Origin of the sequence: Bradyrhizobium sp. CCGB12, assembly GCF_024199845.1 — a bacterium.
GTDB lineage: Bacteria > Pseudomonadota > Alphaproteobacteria > Rhizobiales > Xanthobacteraceae > Bradyrhizobium.
In genome coordinates, this window is record NZ_JANADO010000001.1 from 4,855,751 (window position 1) to 4,870,518 (window position 14,768).

At 64.2% G+C, this 14,768-nt stretch carries 14 protein-coding genes; 6 read left to right on the forward strand and 8 right to left on the reverse strand.

Annotated elements, in window-relative coordinates; translation table 11 throughout:
* Positions 1 to 178: 178 nt before the first annotated feature.
* The 4 genes from NLM27_RS22690 to NLM27_RS22705 all read right to left on the reverse strand — a co-directional run bounded on the left by NLM27_RS22690 (position 179) and on the right by NLM27_RS22705 (position 4,093).
* Positions 179 to 2,722 carry an HWE histidine kinase domain-containing protein gene (locus NLM27_RS22690; protein WP_254145436.1) on the reverse strand — a complete coding sequence of 848 codons (2,544 nt, stop codon included), beginning with the start codon at positions 2,720 to 2,722 and terminating at the stop codon, positions 179 to 181.
* Complete coding sequence (locus NLM27_RS22695) at positions 2,719 to 3,303, reverse strand: biliverdin-producing heme oxygenase (protein ID WP_254145437.1); 585 nt, start codon at positions 3,301 to 3,303, stop codon at positions 2,719 to 2,721. Before NLM27_RS22695 ends, NLM27_RS22690 begins: the two co-directional genes overlap by 4 nt.
* A gap of 128 nt (positions 3,304 to 3,431) precedes the next feature.
* A complete protein-coding gene (locus tag NLM27_RS22700) occupies positions 3,432 to 3,596 on the reverse strand; it encodes a DUF1127 domain-containing protein (protein WP_309144755.1) in 165 nt (54 codons plus the stop codon).
* 53 nt (positions 3,597 to 3,649) lie between these two features.
* A complete protein-coding gene (locus tag NLM27_RS22705; RefSeq protein ID WP_254145438.1) occupies positions 3,650 to 4,093 on the reverse strand; it encodes a nuclear transport factor 2 family protein in 444 nt (147 codons plus the stop codon).
* A gap of 91 nt (positions 4,094 to 4,184) precedes the next feature.
* On the opposite strand from NLM27_RS22705, the gene NLM27_RS22710 reads away from it, so the two are divergent.
* Positions 4,185 to 5,102 carry a LysR family transcriptional regulator gene (locus NLM27_RS22710; RefSeq protein WP_254145439.1) on the forward strand — a complete coding sequence of 306 codons (918 nt, stop codon included), beginning with the start codon at positions 4,185 to 4,187 and terminating at the stop codon, positions 5,100 to 5,102.
* Positions 5,103 to 5,406: 304 nt separating this feature from the next.
* Here the strand turns inward: NLM27_RS22710 and NLM27_RS22715 are convergent, their stop codons facing one another.
* Positions 5,407 to 6,060 carry an FMN-dependent NADH-azoreductase gene (locus NLM27_RS22715; protein WP_254145440.1) on the reverse strand — a complete coding sequence of 218 codons (654 nt, stop codon included), beginning with the start codon at positions 6,058 to 6,060 and terminating at the stop codon, positions 5,407 to 5,409.
* Between the two features lie 162 nt (positions 6,061 to 6,222).
* On the opposite strand from NLM27_RS22715, the gene NLM27_RS22720 reads away from it, so the two are divergent.
* From NLM27_RS22720 to NLM27_RS22730, 3 genes are all read left to right on the forward strand, one after another.
* Entirely contained in the window at positions 6,223 to 7,644 is a 1,422-nt protein-coding gene (locus NLM27_RS22720; RefSeq protein WP_254145441.1) for a PLP-dependent aminotransferase family protein, read from the forward strand.
* A gap of 110 nt (positions 7,645 to 7,754) precedes the next feature.
* A complete protein-coding gene (locus tag NLM27_RS22725; protein WP_254145442.1) occupies positions 7,755 to 8,219 on the forward strand; it encodes a carboxymuconolactone decarboxylase family protein in 465 nt (154 codons plus the stop codon).
* Positions 8,220 to 8,399: 180 nt separating this feature from the next.
* On the forward strand, positions 8,400 to 8,720 hold the full coding sequence (locus tag NLM27_RS22730) for a multidrug efflux SMR transporter (RefSeq protein WP_254145443.1): 321 nt from the start codon (positions 8,400 to 8,402) through the stop codon (positions 8,718 to 8,720).
* Between the two features lie 232 nt (positions 8,721 to 8,952).
* On the opposite strand, the gene NLM27_RS22735 is transcribed toward NLM27_RS22730, so the two are convergent.
* Complete coding sequence (locus NLM27_RS22735) at positions 8,953 to 9,573, reverse strand: glutathione S-transferase family protein (protein ID WP_254145444.1); 621 nt, start codon at positions 9,571 to 9,573, stop codon at positions 8,953 to 8,955.
* 128 nt (positions 9,574 to 9,701) lie between these two features.
* Between NLM27_RS22735 and NLM27_RS22740 the strand changes: the two genes are divergently transcribed.
* On the forward strand, positions 9,702 to 10,979 hold the full coding sequence (locus NLM27_RS22740) for a flavin-dependent oxidoreductase (RefSeq protein ID WP_254145445.1): 1,278 nt from the start codon (positions 9,702 to 9,704) through the stop codon (positions 10,977 to 10,979).
* 201 nt (positions 10,980 to 11,180) lie between these two features.
* Here NLM27_RS22740 and NLM27_RS22745 read toward each other — a convergent pair whose 3' ends face one another.
* Positions 11,181 to 11,603: a PaaI family thioesterase gene (locus NLM27_RS22745; protein ID WP_254145446.1), complete on the reverse strand. Its 423-nt coding sequence runs from the start codon at positions 11,601 to 11,603 to the stop codon at positions 11,181 to 11,183.
* Between the two features lie 231 nt (positions 11,604 to 11,834).
* Here NLM27_RS22745 and NLM27_RS22750 point away from each other — a divergent pair, with 231 nt between their 5' ends.
* Complete coding sequence (locus NLM27_RS22750; RefSeq protein ID WP_254145447.1) at positions 11,835 to 13,583, forward strand: sensor domain-containing diguanylate cyclase; 1,749 nt, start codon at positions 11,835 to 11,837, stop codon at positions 13,581 to 13,583.
* Between the two features lie 4 nt (positions 13,584 to 13,587).
* Here NLM27_RS22750 and mutY read toward each other — a convergent pair whose 3' ends face one another.
* Positions 13,588 to 14,685, reverse strand: coding sequence for an A/G-specific adenine glycosylase (gene mutY / locus NLM27_RS22755; protein WP_254145448.1), 1,098 nt, complete (start codon positions 14,683 to 14,685; stop codon positions 13,588 to 13,590).
* Between the last annotated feature and the right edge of the window lie 83 nt (positions 14,686 to 14,768).

The following is a 14,768-nucleotide window of genomic DNA, read 5'->3' on the forward strand; positions in this document are numbered from 1 at the left end:
CACGCTGCACCGCGGCACAATGGGGGACACTCGTTAATTGAACCTTCAAATTTGTCGCGCGCGCCAATCAGCCGTCGCACGAGGCCTGCTGATTTTATCGGCAGTTGCGCAAGGTTTTGGCGGGCAGCCGACAGGCGGCCTGCAGAGGCACTGCACGCGCTGCCGGAAGTAATGATCGTCAGGCCATCGCCGACTGCAATTTGCCGATCGCGTTCTCGACCACTTCCAGTGTGTAGGGCTTCTGGATCACCGGTGCCGAGGCCAGATCCTCCGGAAGCGGCGCGCGCTCGCCATAGCCGGTTGCGAAGATGAAGGGCACGCCGATCTGCTTCAGCTTCTGCGCCACCTTGATGCTGCTTTCACTGCCGAGGTTGAGATCGAGCAGGGCAAAGCTCGGCCGGGTGCGCTCGATCGAGCGCAACGCCTGATCGACGGTCGCGGCGGTATCGACGTGGCGAGCGCCGAGGTCGAGCAGGATGACCTCCGCGGCCATCGCGATGATCAGATTGTCCTCGACGATCAGGGCCGTGTCGGAAATCCTGGGCTGGGCGGATTGCTGCTCCTCGATGCGCATGGCGGCTCCCGCGATGGACGGCAATAGCTGGACGAAATTGGGGGGAATGATGAATCTCGCCTGCACCCCCAACAGGTCGAAGCGGATTTCGGCATCGCCCTTCAGATCGAACGGCACCGATCGCTCGATGATCGTGGTGCCGAAGCCGCGCCGCGAGGGCGGCTGCACTGGGGGACCACCGGTTTCCTTCCATTCGATCACGAGGCTCGACGAGGGATCGAGGCGCCAGACCACCTCGACGTTGCCGGTGGAATCGGCAAGCGCACCATATTTGGCGGAGTTGGTCATCATCTCGTGGACGACCAGCGCCAGTGTCGCAAAGGCCTTGGGATCGAGCGCCACGTCAGGCCCGCCCATCTTCACGCGGCCGGCACGCGCGCCGAGATAGGCGCCCGCCTCGGATTCGACCAGCGTCCGCAGCGCGACCGGCGCCCAGTTGAGGTTGGTGATCTGATCGTGCGCGCGCGCCAAGGCCTGGATGCGGCCGCCGAGCACGCCCGTGAATTCCTCCACGCTGGTCGCGGTGTCCTTGCTCTGTGCCACCAGGGCGCGGACGAGGCTCAGGATGTTGCGGACGCGGTGATTGAGCTCGGCGATCATCAGCTCCTGCCGCTCCTGCGCCCCGCGACGCTCGCGCGCGGCGAGATCGGACAATTGCAGGATGACCTCGAGCAGCGTGACGCGCAGGCTCTCGGCGATGCGGATGTCGGCCGCCGACCATGGCTTCGACTGCCCCGCCACCGTCTCCTGCCAGAGCTCGAAGCTCTTGCGCGGCGTCAGGCGCGGGCCGTGCGGGCCTTCGTCATAGACCTTGTTGGGATCGCCGGCCCATTTGACCGAACGCGTGACCTCGCGCCGGAAAAAGAGCAGGCAGTCGCGCGGGGTGCGCGAGATCGGAATGGCGAGAAATCCCGCTGCACGGTCGCGGAAGGACTGGCCGGCGGCATAGACCTTCGCAATTTCGGCGCTGGCGAAGATCCGTCCCGGCGAGGTCCGGTTGATGAAGGCAACGAGATCCTTCACCTCGTCCTCGGTCGGCGTCTCGCCGTCGAGCGCGATCTTGTTGTCGGACCAGACCGCGACGCCGTCGCACTCGATCATCCTGCGATAGTCGCTCAGAAAATCGACGATCGCGCGCCGGCTATGCTCGTGCGAGGCCGCGATCTCGATCAGTCGCTCCTGGACCTGGTGAGCGCGGGCCTCATAGGCGACGTCTCCCTCGCGCTCGCGTCCCTCGACGATCCAGGAAAACATCTGCCCGAACAGCTCGGAGGCCGTACGCTTGTCGAACGAGATATAGCGCGGCGAATAATTGTGACAGGCAAACAGACCCCACAGCTTGCCATCGCGCAGGATCGACACCGACATCGAGGCGGCAACCCCCATGTTGCGCAAATATTCGACGTGAATCGGCGACACCGAGCGCAGCACGCTCATCGAGAGATCCAGCAGCCCGGCATTGTGCGTGGCCGTGGACACCAGCGCCGCCGGCACGGCATTGACGTCGGCGATGATGCGCAGCCAGTTGCGTTGGTAGAGGGCGCGCGCCTGCCTCGGGATGTCCGAAGCGGGATAGCGCAGGCCAAGGAAGGGTTCGAGGCCCGACTCCGCGGTCTCGGCGATCACCTCGCCCGATCCGTCCGGGTGAAACTGATAGACCATGACCCGGTCGAAGCCGGTCAGCGCCTTGAGCTGGCGCGCCGCCTCGCGGGCAAGATCGGTCATGCCGCGCGTCTTGCGGACTCGTTCCAGCATCAGGCGAACCAGCTCGCCGGAGTTGACGCCTGGCTCGTTGACGCTCGGCTCCGCCTCCACGACCAGGTAAGCGCCGGAGAAATGGATCGAAAGATCGTACAGCGGCTTGCCCGCCCAGAGCTCGACGCCAAACAGACGTTCGGTCGCATCAGGCCCGCCGAGATGATCGACGCGGCCGCGGATCGTCTCGACGGCCGCCTCCGAGATCACGCTCGACAACGGCCGTTGGAGCAGGTCGGCAACGTCAGCCCCGAGAAAGCTGCCGACATTGTCGGAGGCCATGCAGATCGTGAAATCCGACAGCACCGCGAGCAGGAAGCCGAACGGTTGCACGCTGCCGGGAATGTGGATCGGCTCGCGATCGCAATTGGTGAGATTGACGGCTTCGTTCATGCCCGGTCCGCCGCCCGCTCGAACGCGGCGAAGGCAGCGTGCGCCGCCTCGATCACCTGATTCTCGTCGCAGGCCTCCTCGCTTTGAAGCTTCCACAGGAAACTTTGCCAGAGCCGCTTGCCCGCACCATGGCCGAGATAGCTGGTAGCCTCCGCGATGCGCGGGTCGGCGAGGTCCGCGACCTCCTTCAGCAGGAACTTGGCACCGAGCCGGGAGCCCTCCAGCACATACATCGTGCCGAGCATGCCGCTGGACGTCAGTGGCGGCACCGATACGGTAGGTTGCGCGGCGCTGCCGAGCCGCGCGAGATCAGCCGCGATCGCGGCGCTGCGCGACCGCTCTGGCCAATCCGGAAACATCCTGGCGACGCCTGCCTCCACGAGCGCAGCTTCGAGCGGGAGAAGCGCGCCGGCGCTGGCTTGAAGAAAGCGGCGATAGCCTGCCATGACGGTGAGATCGAACGATGAAAGCTGCGCATCGAGCTCCCGGTGCGCGGCTGCGGTCGCATCTCTCAGTCGTTCACGGAGTCCGGGACAGCTGCGGCCCACCTGTGTCGAAACGTCCGAAGCCTCAGCCAGCATGAAATTCCCAAACGCGCGCCAAGCTGGGACGCAATTGCCCCAGAGACGAGCGAACGCCGGCGGGACTCAAAGGTTCCGCCGGCATCGTGAAAATGCAAGGTGAAGCAGCGCCCCGGTCGGCGGGCCGTCTATCTCCGACGGCGTGGTTTAGACAACTCGTAACCGATCTCTGACCGCGTCATTCCGCAGTCCTGAAGCTCTCGTTCGGTCATGGCGGCAAGCTGATACCGGGCCCGGGATCGCTCGCGTCTGATACGGGCCATCTCGACCAGCGCCCGCCAGACCCGCATCATCGCTGGCTCCAACGGGCGGGATCGGCCGGCGGATGCGAGGTGGCGCAATCCATTCAGCTCGCAGCCCTCACCGGCGCTTGCGGAAAAGGACCGAGCGCCTTCTCGGTCAGGATCGAGTCGCAATATTCCCGGATCTCCTTGATCTTGCCGTCCTCCAGGCGAAACACGAGACAATAGTCGTTATCGTAACGCACGCCCGCGGGCGTGACGTTGTCGCCTTTGGCTTCCACCACGACGATATCGCCATCGGCAATGAAGCGGTGGGCGATCGTGCGCGTGCGGTCGCGCAGGCGGGTGCGGACATAGCCGTGCAAATCGTTGAGGATCGCCTCCTTGCCGGAAAAGGTGCGCGACCAGGAATATTGACCGGTCACGACCCATTTGGCGTCGTCGGCAAGGCTCGCGGTGAACAGCGCGCGGTCGCGCGCGGCGGGATCGGGGTTGGCAGCCGCGGCAAAGATATCCTGCAGCAAATTCTTGTTTGCACTCGCGCTCATGGCGGCATCTCCTTGTGGTGACATCGCGGAGATCATCGCCGGGCGCACGTAATTCTTCAAATCGATAGCGAATATGATATCTATTCACCTCATGAATTTGAATTCGCTTGACCTCAATCTCTTGACGGCCCTCGACGCCCTGCTGCGCGAAGCGAATGTCAGCCGCGCCGCGTTCCGGATCGGGCTGTCGCAGCCGGCGACCAGCCACGCCCTCCAGCGGCTGCGCGACATCTTCGGCGATCCGCTCCTGGTGCGCACCGGCGCGCGGATGGAGCTGAGCCCGCGGGCGATGGCCCTGCGTGCGCCGCTGGCACAGGCGCTCGACCAGGTGCGCGGCCTGTTCGTGCCGGAGGATTTCGACGCGGCGCGCAGCGAGCGGCAATTTCGCCTGATGATGCCGGATCTCGCGGTCGAACTGCTGATGCCGCCGTTGATGGCGAAGGTGACGCGGGCCGCGCCCAACGTGCGCATCGACGTGGTGCCATGGCGGGGCCCGGCGATCTTCCATGCCGAATTCGCCCGCACCATCGACCTCGTGATCTCGATCGGCAACGCCTTCAAGGGCTTTCACCGTCAGCTGCTCTATACCGATGCCGACGCGCTGGCGGTGCGGCGCGGCCATCCCGTGGGGGCGAAGCTTAAGCGGCGCGAGACGTTCCTGGCCGCACGCCATGTCGGCGTGATCATCCGCGGCCAGCCCGAGGACCTGATCGACACCTGGCTTCGCACCAAGGGCATCGAGCGACATATCTCGCTGGTGGTGCCGGGCTATCTCGAAGCGCTGCACGTCGCCGCGCGCACCGACCTCGTTGCCTTCGTGCCGCGTCGGCTGATCGCGGCGCTGTCGACACAGCTCGGCCTCGTCACGGTGGCGCCGCCGCTCGACCCAGGGATCGACGAGCAGTTCATGTTCCACCCGACACGCGCGCAGATGGATCCCGGCTCGATCTGGCTGAGACGGCTGATGCTGGAGACGGGGCGAGAGTTGGAGAAGCGGAAGGCCGGATAGGATACCGCTTCAAAACAAATGGTGTCGCCCCGACGGAGGCCGGGACGCAGAACCCAAGCAGGAAGTTTGGCGAAGATCCGCGGTTCGGTACTCCTGCCGAACGCAATCGACAGATCACGCGGTATGGGTCCGCGCCTCGCCCTAGGGCAAACGCAGGACCGCACGCCACGCTATGTGATGTCGCAAGAGGTGAGAGAAACCGACAATCGGCGACATCCTCTACGTCGCGACTGCCCCCTGTCATCTTCGACACGCTCGGCAGCCATCGGCAAGGCTTTCGCCCGTTCCCGAAGACACTGGCGCATCACACGAGAACCTCGGTGCGCGGTGACAGAGGAGAAAAGGAAGAGAAGTGCTCCTGTAGCGCGCGATCCGTCCTTGTTCTGGCCCTAGCAGCTGCGTTTGAGCCAGGGGCTGCCCCTTCAACAGAGAAGAACGTCAAGTTCTGCAGTCCGATGGTGCCCAGAACGGCCTTCAAATAAGGCGTCAGAAAATCGGGCTGTCGAGGATGCTCGTCGGAATACCTGCCGCCCGAGGACACGGCGACGAAGACCGGACGATCGCGGAGGCGCGCTACCTTGCCGGCCGTGGTCACGGTGAAGGTCCGGCGAACCCGAACGACATGGTCGATCCACGCCTTCAGCGCGGAGGGAACGGTGAAGTTGTGCATAGGTGTCGCAATGACCACGATGTCCGAATCCTCCAGCTCCTGAATGAGCTGCTCGGACAGCGACATTGAGCCTTCCGGGAACGTCTCTGCGGGCGACTGCTGTGTGGCACCAAGGGCGCTGGCGTAGCTTTCATCGATATGCGGGATGGCACCACCCCCGATCACACGGTTGACCAACAGGGCCGCCGGATCGCTCTTCCGCAAATGGCCGATAATCTTCTGAGAGAGCCTGTAACTCTCCGAAACCTGTCCGCGTGGGCTACAGGTGATATGCAGGATTTTCATCATCGCCTCGTATCAAGGATCCGGCCGCGTCGCTGACGCTTGGAGGCCGGTCGCCGTACGAAACGTTTTACGAGCCCGATGGTCCGCACTAAAGGTCCATGAATGGAGATTGCGACTGGGCCATACTATGATGGTTTCAACCCGTGCGCGGAGTTGGCCAGCCTCATGACGATCTTGAAAGCCGACAAAATCTCGCCGCTGGATCCGGCGGCGCCTGAGCCGTTTTATCGCCAGATTTACGATCGGTTTCGCAGTGCCATCGCCAGCGGATTGCTGAATCCGGGCGATCGCATTCCCTCGGCACGCGCGCTGACCAAGGAGTTGGGTTTGGCACGCGGCACGATTGACGTCGCCTATTCATTGCTGGCCGCGGAGGGGTACATCGAGGCCCACGGCCAAGCCGGCACCATCGTTGCGCCGGACCTCAAACCGCGAACGCCGGTCGCCATCCCAACGCCGCGAGCCCGCAACAGCACTACGACGACCAGCTTTCGTCCGGATTCGATTTTGCCATTCCAAATGGGCCTACCCGCGCTCGACGCGTTTCCGCGCAAGATCTGGGCGCGGCTCGGCGCGCGCTGCGTACGCGCCATGCAGCCGTCCGACATGGTTCATCCCTCCGTGTGCGGCCTGCCGGCGCTGCGCGCCCAGATCGCCGCCTATCTCGGGGTATCGCGTGGGATCAACTGCTCGCCTTCGCAGATATTCGTGACCTCGGGATATCGTCACACCATCGAGCTGATCGCACATTCATTGCTGAATGCGGGAGATCGCGTTTGGCTTGAAAACCCGGGATACCCACCGACGCGGGACATACTTGGCCATATGAAGATTGAAGCCGTCGCGGTGCCCGTCGATCGGGAGGGCATGGTCGTCTCGGATGGCGTCAGGCTGGCGCCACGGGCGCGCGCAGCGGTGGTAACGCCCGCGCATCAGTCTCCGCTATCGATGTCGCTGTCTCTTCCCCGACGCCTGGCGCTGCTTGACTGGGCTGCGCGAAATGATGCTTGGATCATCGAGGATGATTACGACGGCGAGTACCGCTATGTCAGCCGTCCGCTGCCGGCGTTGAAGAGTCTGGATCGCGATGGTCGCGTATTCTATTCGGGCACCTTCAGCAAGGTGCTGGTTCCGAGCCTTCGGCTTGCCTATCTGGTCGTGCCGGAAAGCGAGGTCGAGCGGGTCGAGCAGATCACCGAGGCGCTGGCGGGCGGCAGTCCCCGGCTGACGCAAGCCATTGTCACGGCCTTCATCACGGAAGGGCACTTCGCGCGCCATATCCAGCGGATGCGAAAACTCTATGCCGAGCGCAGGCAGGCGACGGTCGCGGGCCTGGAAGGCGCGCTTGGGAAACAGGCGCGGATCGACCTGCAGCCGGGAGGAATGCACTTGATCGTGCGACTGCAGAGCCGGCGATCGGACAGCCGACTTGTCGCGCGCATGCGCGAAGACGGCCTATATGCCGAAGCGTTGTCGGATTGGATGGCGGGAGGTGGCGGTGCCTCGGCCTTGCTGGTCAGTTTCACCAATATCGGCTCGCAGCGCGCCGCCGAGAATTTCGGACGGCAAATCCTGAAGCTGATGTGACCGCAGCGTCAGCAGGAATCATGGCCTAGTCAGTGATGCAAATCTTGGATCTTCTGGAATAGGCCAAGATACCGCACGATCGAATCCTCAATCAGCAACGAGGATTCATCATGAGCAACCGTATCGACTACGCTAAGATCTCACCCGTCGGCTACAAGGCTTTCGGAGGCGTCTATGTCCATGTTCAAAACTCCAGCCTCTCAAAAGACCTCATCAATCTGGTGTATCTGCGGGTGTCGCAGATAAACGGCTGCGCCTACTGCATCGATATGCACTCCCGCGATCTGCTCAAGTCGGGCATCGAGATCGACAAGCTCGTCCTCGTGCCGGTGTGGCGCGACGCGGGCGCCGTATTCAGTCAGCGCGAATGCGCCGCGCTGGCATGGGCGGAAACCGTCACGCGCGTCGCCGAAACCGGCGTCCCCGATATCGACTATGAAGCTGCGTCTGCCGAGTTCGGCGACAAGGAACTTGCCGATCTCACGTATGCGATCGGCCTGATGGGCGCCTTCAATCGGCTGGGAATTTCGTTCCGTACGCCCCCCGCCGCTGCTACCCCTGCTCTCGCAGCTTGAACCAATCCATCGGCGAGCGCTTCGCGCGAGACACATCAACCGCGAGCGCTCGCGGCCGTCCAGAGCTTCGTATGGCCCACAAGCGAGTATTTGACGCTTAGCGAGGTACATTCGTTGGCCTCGCTGCTCTGCGAAACCTCCTCAGTTTCACTGCCAAGCAAAAATGAAAGGATCGTATCCATGGCATGGATGTTTCTCAGCATGGCTGGGGTTCTCGAAATCGGATTCGCCTTCGGCATGAAGTGGTCTGCAGGTTTCACGCGTCTGATCCCCGGACTGTTTACGGCCATTACCGGTCTTTCCAGCATTTTCTTGCTCTCTATCTCACTCCGTACGCTACCGGTGGGAACCGGCTACGCAGTTTGGACGGGCATTGGGGCAGCGGGAACCGCGATTTTGGGAATGACCTTGCTCGGCGAATCCGCTGCGCCACTCAAAGTGCTCTGCATTGTTGTCATCTTGGCAGGCGTGATCGGGCTCAAGCTTGTTCCAGGAAATTGAAGTCACGTGTCGAGCGACAGCACTTCGTGTGAAGCGAGGCTCGCGGGAGAGGGCCTGGTAAATGTGGGGCATCGCACCATAGGCGCGGCCTAGGGCAAACGCTGGCGCCCATAAACCCCAGAAGGAGGTTTGGCGAAGATCCGCGGTTCGGTACTCCTGCCGAACGCAGTCGACAGATCACGCCGTGGGTCCCGGCTTCGCCGGGACGACGGCGGAGTGTGGCCGGAGCCGCCTAGCCCTTCTGCGCAGCCATCACCTTGCGCACCGCGGGCCGGTCCGACATGCGCTTGAAATGGTCGGCGACCTTCGGCGTCGCGTTGATGTCGACGCTGTCGCCCTCGAGCCAGGTCGAGAGCGTATAGAGATAGCAATCGCAGATCGTGAACTGATCGCCCATCACGAAGGGCCCCTTGAACATCTTCTGCTCGATCAGGGCGAAGCAGGCGCCCATGGTCTGCGGGACCTTCGCCTTCATGTCGGCGAACGAGCTCTCCGCCGTCGCCCAGCGCGCGCCGCGCATCTTGTGGGCATGATTGATGTGCACGGTCGAGCAGAGGTAGGAGTTGAACGACTGCACCTGGGCGAAGTCGAAGGGATCGTCGAGCGGCGCGAGCCTCACCTTGGGGAAGGTCTGCGCGATGTAAGCCAGCATCGCCGGCGTCTCGGTGAGGACGCCGCGATCGGTCACCAGCGCCGGCACGCGGCCCTTCGGGTTGATCGCGAGATAGTCCGGGCTGTTCTGCTGGTTGTCCTTGAAGCTCAGCCGCTCGGCCGTGTAGTCGGCACCGGCCTCCTCCAGGGTGATGTAGGTGGCGAGCGCGCAGGTGCCGGTGGCGTAGTAGAGCTTGAGCATGTCGGACCTCATGGGAAAGCTGGAAATTAACGGCTGTCGGCCGCAAGGTCCATAGCACGATATCCTCTTCGCAGTTGCCCACCGCCGCCCGCCTGTGCCAAGACGCCCGCAAGTGGAGGGGTTTTGTCATGACGGTACTCATCGCCGGTGGCGGCATCGGCGGGCTGACGCTTGCGCTCAGCCTGCATGGAATTGGCGTTCCCGCAAAAGTGTTCGAGAGCGTCGCGGAATTGAAGCCGCTCGGCGTCGGCATCAACGTGCTGCCGCATGCGGTGCGCGAGCTGATCGAGCTTGGCCTGATGGACAAGCTGGACGCCAGCGGCGTGCGCACCCGCGAGCTCGCCTATTTCTCCAAGCACGGCAAGCCGATCTGGAGCGAGCCGCGCGGGCTGGAGGCCGGCTACAAATGGCCGCAGTTCTCGATCCATCGCGGCACGCTCCAGCAGCTCCTGCTCGACACTGCGGTCGAGCGGCTCGGCCGCGAGAACATCCTCACCAGCCATCATCTGACCGGCTGGACCGAGACCGCCGGTGGCGTGCGCGCCGACTTCATCGACAGGGCAACCGGCAAGGCCGCAGGCAGCTACGACGGCGCGATCCTGATCGCCGCCGACGGCATCCATTCCGCCGCGCGCGAAAAGCTTTATTCCAGCGAGGGCCCGCCGATCTGGAACGGCCGCATCCTCTGGCGTGGCGTCACGCCGGCGAAGGCCTTCCTCACCGGCCGCACCATGATCATGGCCGGCCACGAGATCCTGAAATTCGTCTGCTACCCGATCTCGAAAGAGCCGGACGCCGCGGGCAATCACCTCATCAACTGGGTCGCCGAGCGCCACATGCCCCCGACCTATCAATGGCGGCGTGAGGACTATAACCGCACCGCGCGGCTCGAGGAGTTCTTGCCCTGGTTCGAGAGCTGGCAGTTCGACTGGCTCGACGTGCCGGGCCTGATCAAGAACTGCCCGCACGCCTATGAATATCCGCTGGTCGACCGGGATCCGGTATCGCAATGGACCTTCGGCAAGGTCTCGCTGATGGGCGACGCCGCACATCCCATGTATCCGATCGGCTCGAACGGCGCCTCGCAGGCGATCCTCGATGCCCGCACCATCACCCGCGAAATCCTGGCGCATGGGCCGACGCAGGCGGCGCTGCTCGCCTATGAGGCCGAGCGGAGGCCCGCGACCACCGACCTCGTCCTGCTCAACCGCAAGAACGGCCCCGAGCAGGTGATGCAGCTGGTCGAGGAGCGCGCGCCAGACGGCTTTGAGGTCGTCACCGACGTGCTGTCGCAACAAGAGCTCGAGGATATCGCCGCCAACTACAAGCGCGTTGCGGGTTTCCAGGTCGAGGCGCTGAATGCCAAACCGGCAATCGTGAGCAAGGACGCGCGCGCGAGGGCCTAAGCTCTCCAAGAAGATGCTCGTGAATGTGCCCTCGCCCCTTGCGGGAGAGGGCAGCGACGCTGGCAGACGCGAACTCGCTTGGGTGAGGGGTATCTCTCCACCTGCTCGCCTCTGACAACTGAATTCGCGGAGACATACCCCTCATCCGACGCTTCGCGCCACCTTCTCCCGCAAGGGGAGAAGGAAGAAAGTGCCGCAACACTATTTGTTCACCACCCTCGCCGCTTCCAGCAGCCGCTCGGTCGCGCTTGCCGTCGCCAGTACCGTGCCATCCTCCGCCATCAGCTTGCCTTCGACGAACGCAATGGTCTTGCCGAGCTGCGTCACCGTGGCCTCGCCGATGATCGGACCGGGCTTTGCCGGGCTGAGGAAGTTCACGGTCATGCTGATGGTGGTGGTGTAGAGCCGGCCTTCGCTCATCACGAGGACTGCCGGGCCCATGGTGTCGTCGAGCATGGCCGAGAGGATGCCGCCCTGGATGAAGCCTGCGGGGTTGCAGAACTCCGGCTTGCCTTCGAAGCCGAGCTTGATCCACCCCTCCTCAGGGCGGGCATCGAGCAGGCGCCAGCCCAATAGCTCGGCGCAGGGCGGCCGTCGAAAGTTGTCGAGCGCAGTCTTGACCATGCGAGACCTCCGTTGCCGGTGGCTCATAGCGTAGGGCTGCTGCCAGCCTGGTGTCAGCAGGCACTACGCCGCAGCGCAACACCCCAGGGAACTACCGGATCCCACAACATTTAAGGCTGCTTCAACCACGCGGCTTCACGACCGATTCAATACGATCCAATTGGGCAATCCGCCGGTAAACGGTTGGAAGCTAGGACATGGCATGAGCGACGGTGACACCGGAGCCTTTCCATGAAAGCCCTCTTGCGGCACGCAGCCAACCGCCTGCACGCGATCGAAGACCATCTGACGGTACGGACGCAGATCGCTGCGGCCGTGGCAGCGATGTCCATCGTGCTGGTGGGCACGCTGGCGGCCGGCGCCGCGCTCATCAGCTACAGGCACACCGCAGCACTCGTCGAGAGCAGCCTGGCAGCCACGGCATCAACCGCCTCGGGCAGGCTTGATCGCTTCATGGCCACGCGCCAGCAGGAGATGAAGCTGTTCGCCGAGCTACAACCGATGCAGGGGCTTTGGCAGGGTGATCCGGCGGCGCTACGCAGTTCGCTCGAGGATCTTCAGCGCTCTTTCTCTGAATTCGCGTGGATTGGTTTCGCGGACGTAAACGGCAACGTCGTTGCCGCGACCGGCGGCCTGCTGCAAGGCAAGTCCGTGGCCGCGCGCCCCTGGTTCAAGCAGGGTCTCCAGCAGGTCGCCGTCGGCGACGTGCACGAGGCCGTGCTACTGTCCTCCCTGCTGACGCAACGCGCCAACAACGAACCCTATCGTTTCGTCGACATCGCCGTTCCCGTGCACGACGCCACCGGCAAGCTGCTCGGCGTGCTCGGTGGCCATCTGGACTGGAATTGGGCCAGCAACCTCGTCAAGGACGTCGAAGCCAATGACGGTAACGCTGATGCTGCGCTGTCAATCCTCAGCAAGGGCGGCATGGTCCTGGTCGGACCGCAAAAAGAGACGATCCGCTATGGCGGCGACGAACTCGCCGACATCCTGAAGTCCGGTGTCGGTGCCTTCCGCGAGACGACGGGCGGAAAGCAGATGCTGACCGCCTTCCATGTCGGCAAGGGTCATCGCGATTATCAGGGCCTGAACTGGATCGTCACCGCAAGCCGGCCGGCGAGTGTGGCGCTCGCGGCCGCCATCTCCTCGGCCAAGTTGATCCTGGCGATCGGCGCCGCCACCGCCTTGATCGCGCTGTCGCTGGCCGTGCTGGTCTCGCGCCGGATCGCTGGCCCGATCATCGCCATCACGCGGGAAGCCGACCGCATCGGGCGCGCCCACGGCCCGACCATGCTGGCGCGGCAGAGCGGCTCGGCCGAGGTCGTGCAGCTCTCACGCACGTTGCGCTCGCTGCTCCGCCGCATCGGCCTCGCCGAAGAGCGCACCCGGGATGCCGAGCTGCGCGCGACCGAGAACGCGATGCAGCTCCAGGAGGACATGCTGAAGCTGCGCCAGCTCGCCGACACCGACTTCATGACTGGTCTGATGAACCGCCGCTCCTTCCTCGCCGTCGCCGACGATGCGGTCGCGTTCTGCCGGCGCTACAAGCGCAACATGGCGACGCTGATGATCGACATCGATCATTTCAAGAAGATCAACGACACCCATGGCCACGCTGCTGGCGACGACGCCATCAAGCGCGTCGCCGAGATCGTCAGCCAGTCGATCCGGACCACCGACAAGGCCGCGCGCTTCGGCGGCGAGGAGTTCGTGGTGCTGCTGCGCGAGATCGACCAGGACACCGCCGTGCTGCTCGCCGATCGCATCAGGACCTCGATCGAGAGCGCGACGGTGCGCCACGGCGACATCGTCATCCCCATCACGGTCTCGGTCGGGCTCGCGCTGTTCGACGAAAGCGACCGCGACGTGCAGGACGTCATCGAGCGCGCCGATCAGGGGCTCTATGTCGCCAAGAAGACGGGACGCAACCGCACTTTCCTGATGCCGGCGACCGACGAACGCGCCGCGCGCGCCGCCTGACGATTCAGTCCAATCCGTGCGCGATCACCTTGCGCATGACGTTGGGCAACGCTTCGTCGGCAAGGGTCGCGATCGGCACCCAGCGCATGCCTTCGGGCGCGCGAGCGCGCGCCTCAGCTTTCGCCGTGTAGACCACCAGCTCCAGCGGGAAATGAGTGAAGACGTGGGTGACGACGCCCACCTTGCGCTGCCAGCGCGACAGCCCTTTCAGCTCCGGCGCCTGCTGCTTCGCCGCCGCGTCGTCATGGCCGGCAAGCCAGTCCGAACCCGGCACTTCGGTCATGCCGCCGAGCAGACCCTTTTCCGGCCTTGAGCGGACAAGCAGCTCATCGCCGCGCGTGACGACGAAGGCGGCCCCCCGCCGCAATGTCCCGCTCTTCTTCGGCGCCTTGCGCGGAAAACTCTCCTGCGTGCCGTGCGCGCGCGCCGTGCAATCCTCATTCAGCGGGCACAGCGAACAGGCTGGCTTCTTCGGCGTGCAGATCGAGGCGCCGAGATCCATCAGCGCCTGCGCGCTATCGCCGGCGCGGGAGTCGGCGAGCAGCGTCGCCGCCAATTGCTGTATCCGCGGCTTTGCCTGCGGGAGTTCTTCCTCGACTGCAAAGAGCCGTGACACCACTCGCTCGATATTGCCGTCGACCGGCATGGTGCGGCGGTCGAACGCAATCGCTGCGATCGCCGCCGCGGTGTACGGCCCGATGCCAGGCAATGCGCGCAGGCCTGCCTCGGTGTCGGGAAACACGCCGCCATGCTCGCGCGTCACCGCGACCGCGCAGGCATAGAGGTTTCGCGCGCGCGAATAGTAGCCGAGCCCGGCCCACATCCGCAGCACGTCATCGAGCGAGGCCCGTCCAAGGGCCGTGACATCCGGCCAGCGCGCAACGAACTTTTCGAAGTACGGGCCGACCGCCTTCACCGTGGTCTGCTGGAGCATGATCTCCGACAGCCAGACGCGGTAGGGATCCGACGTCTCGCCGGGCGCCGCGCGCCAGGGCAGCCGGCGGCGGTGGCGGTCGTACCAGGCGAGCAGCAATGTCGGACGAGCCAGCGACGTGCTTGCCGCCGGGCTCCGCTCCTTCTTGCGCGCAGTCGTGGAGGACATGCGCCATTCCTAGAGGAGGATCTCGCCTGTGGCCAGCGGGACCGGACCGTTGCACGCTATAACGCCTTGCGTTATACACAGAC

Coding starts and splice junctions, on each gene's coding strand:
- NLM27_RS22690 (WP_254145436.1), bottom strand. CDS start 2,722: ATGAACGAAGCCGTCAATCTCACCAATTGCGATCGCGAGCCGATCCAC.
- NLM27_RS22695 (WP_254145437.1), bottom strand. CDS start 3,303: ATGCTGGCTGAGGCTTCGGACGTTTCGACACAGGTGGGCCGCAGCTGT.
- NLM27_RS22700 (WP_309144755.1), bottom strand. CDS start 3,596: ATGATGCGGGTCTGGCGGGCGCTGGTCGAGATGGCCCGTATCAGACGC.
- NLM27_RS22705 (WP_254145438.1), bottom strand. CDS start 4,093: ATGAGCGCGAGTGCAAACAAGAATTTGCTGCAGGATATCTTTGCCGCG.
- NLM27_RS22710 (WP_254145439.1), top strand. CDS start 4,185: ATGAATTTGAATTCGCTTGACCTCAATCTCTTGACGGCCCTCGACGCC.
- NLM27_RS22715 (WP_254145440.1), bottom strand. CDS start 6,060: ATGATGAAAATCCTGCATATCACCTGTAGCCCACGCGGACAGGTTTCG.
- NLM27_RS22720 (WP_254145441.1), top strand. CDS start 6,223: ATGACGATCTTGAAAGCCGACAAAATCTCGCCGCTGGATCCGGCGGCG.
- NLM27_RS22725 (WP_254145442.1), top strand. CDS start 7,755: ATGAGCAACCGTATCGACTACGCTAAGATCTCACCCGTCGGCTACAAG.
- NLM27_RS22730 (WP_254145443.1), top strand. CDS start 8,400: ATGGCATGGATGTTTCTCAGCATGGCTGGGGTTCTCGAAATCGGATTC.
- NLM27_RS22735 (WP_254145444.1), bottom strand. CDS start 9,573: ATGCTCAAGCTCTACTACGCCACCGGCACCTGCGCGCTCGCCACCTAC.
- NLM27_RS22740 (WP_254145445.1), top strand. CDS start 9,702: ATGACGGTACTCATCGCCGGTGGCGGCATCGGCGGGCTGACGCTTGCG.
- NLM27_RS22745 (WP_254145446.1), bottom strand. CDS start 11,603: ATGGTCAAGACTGCGCTCGACAACTTTCGACGGCCGCCCTGCGCCGAG.
- NLM27_RS22750 (WP_254145447.1), top strand. CDS start 11,835: ATGAAAGCCCTCTTGCGGCACGCAGCCAACCGCCTGCACGCGATCGAA.
- mutY (WP_254145448.1), bottom strand. CDS start 14,685: ATGTCCTCCACGACTGCGCGCAAGAAGGAGCGGAGCCCGGCGGCAAGC.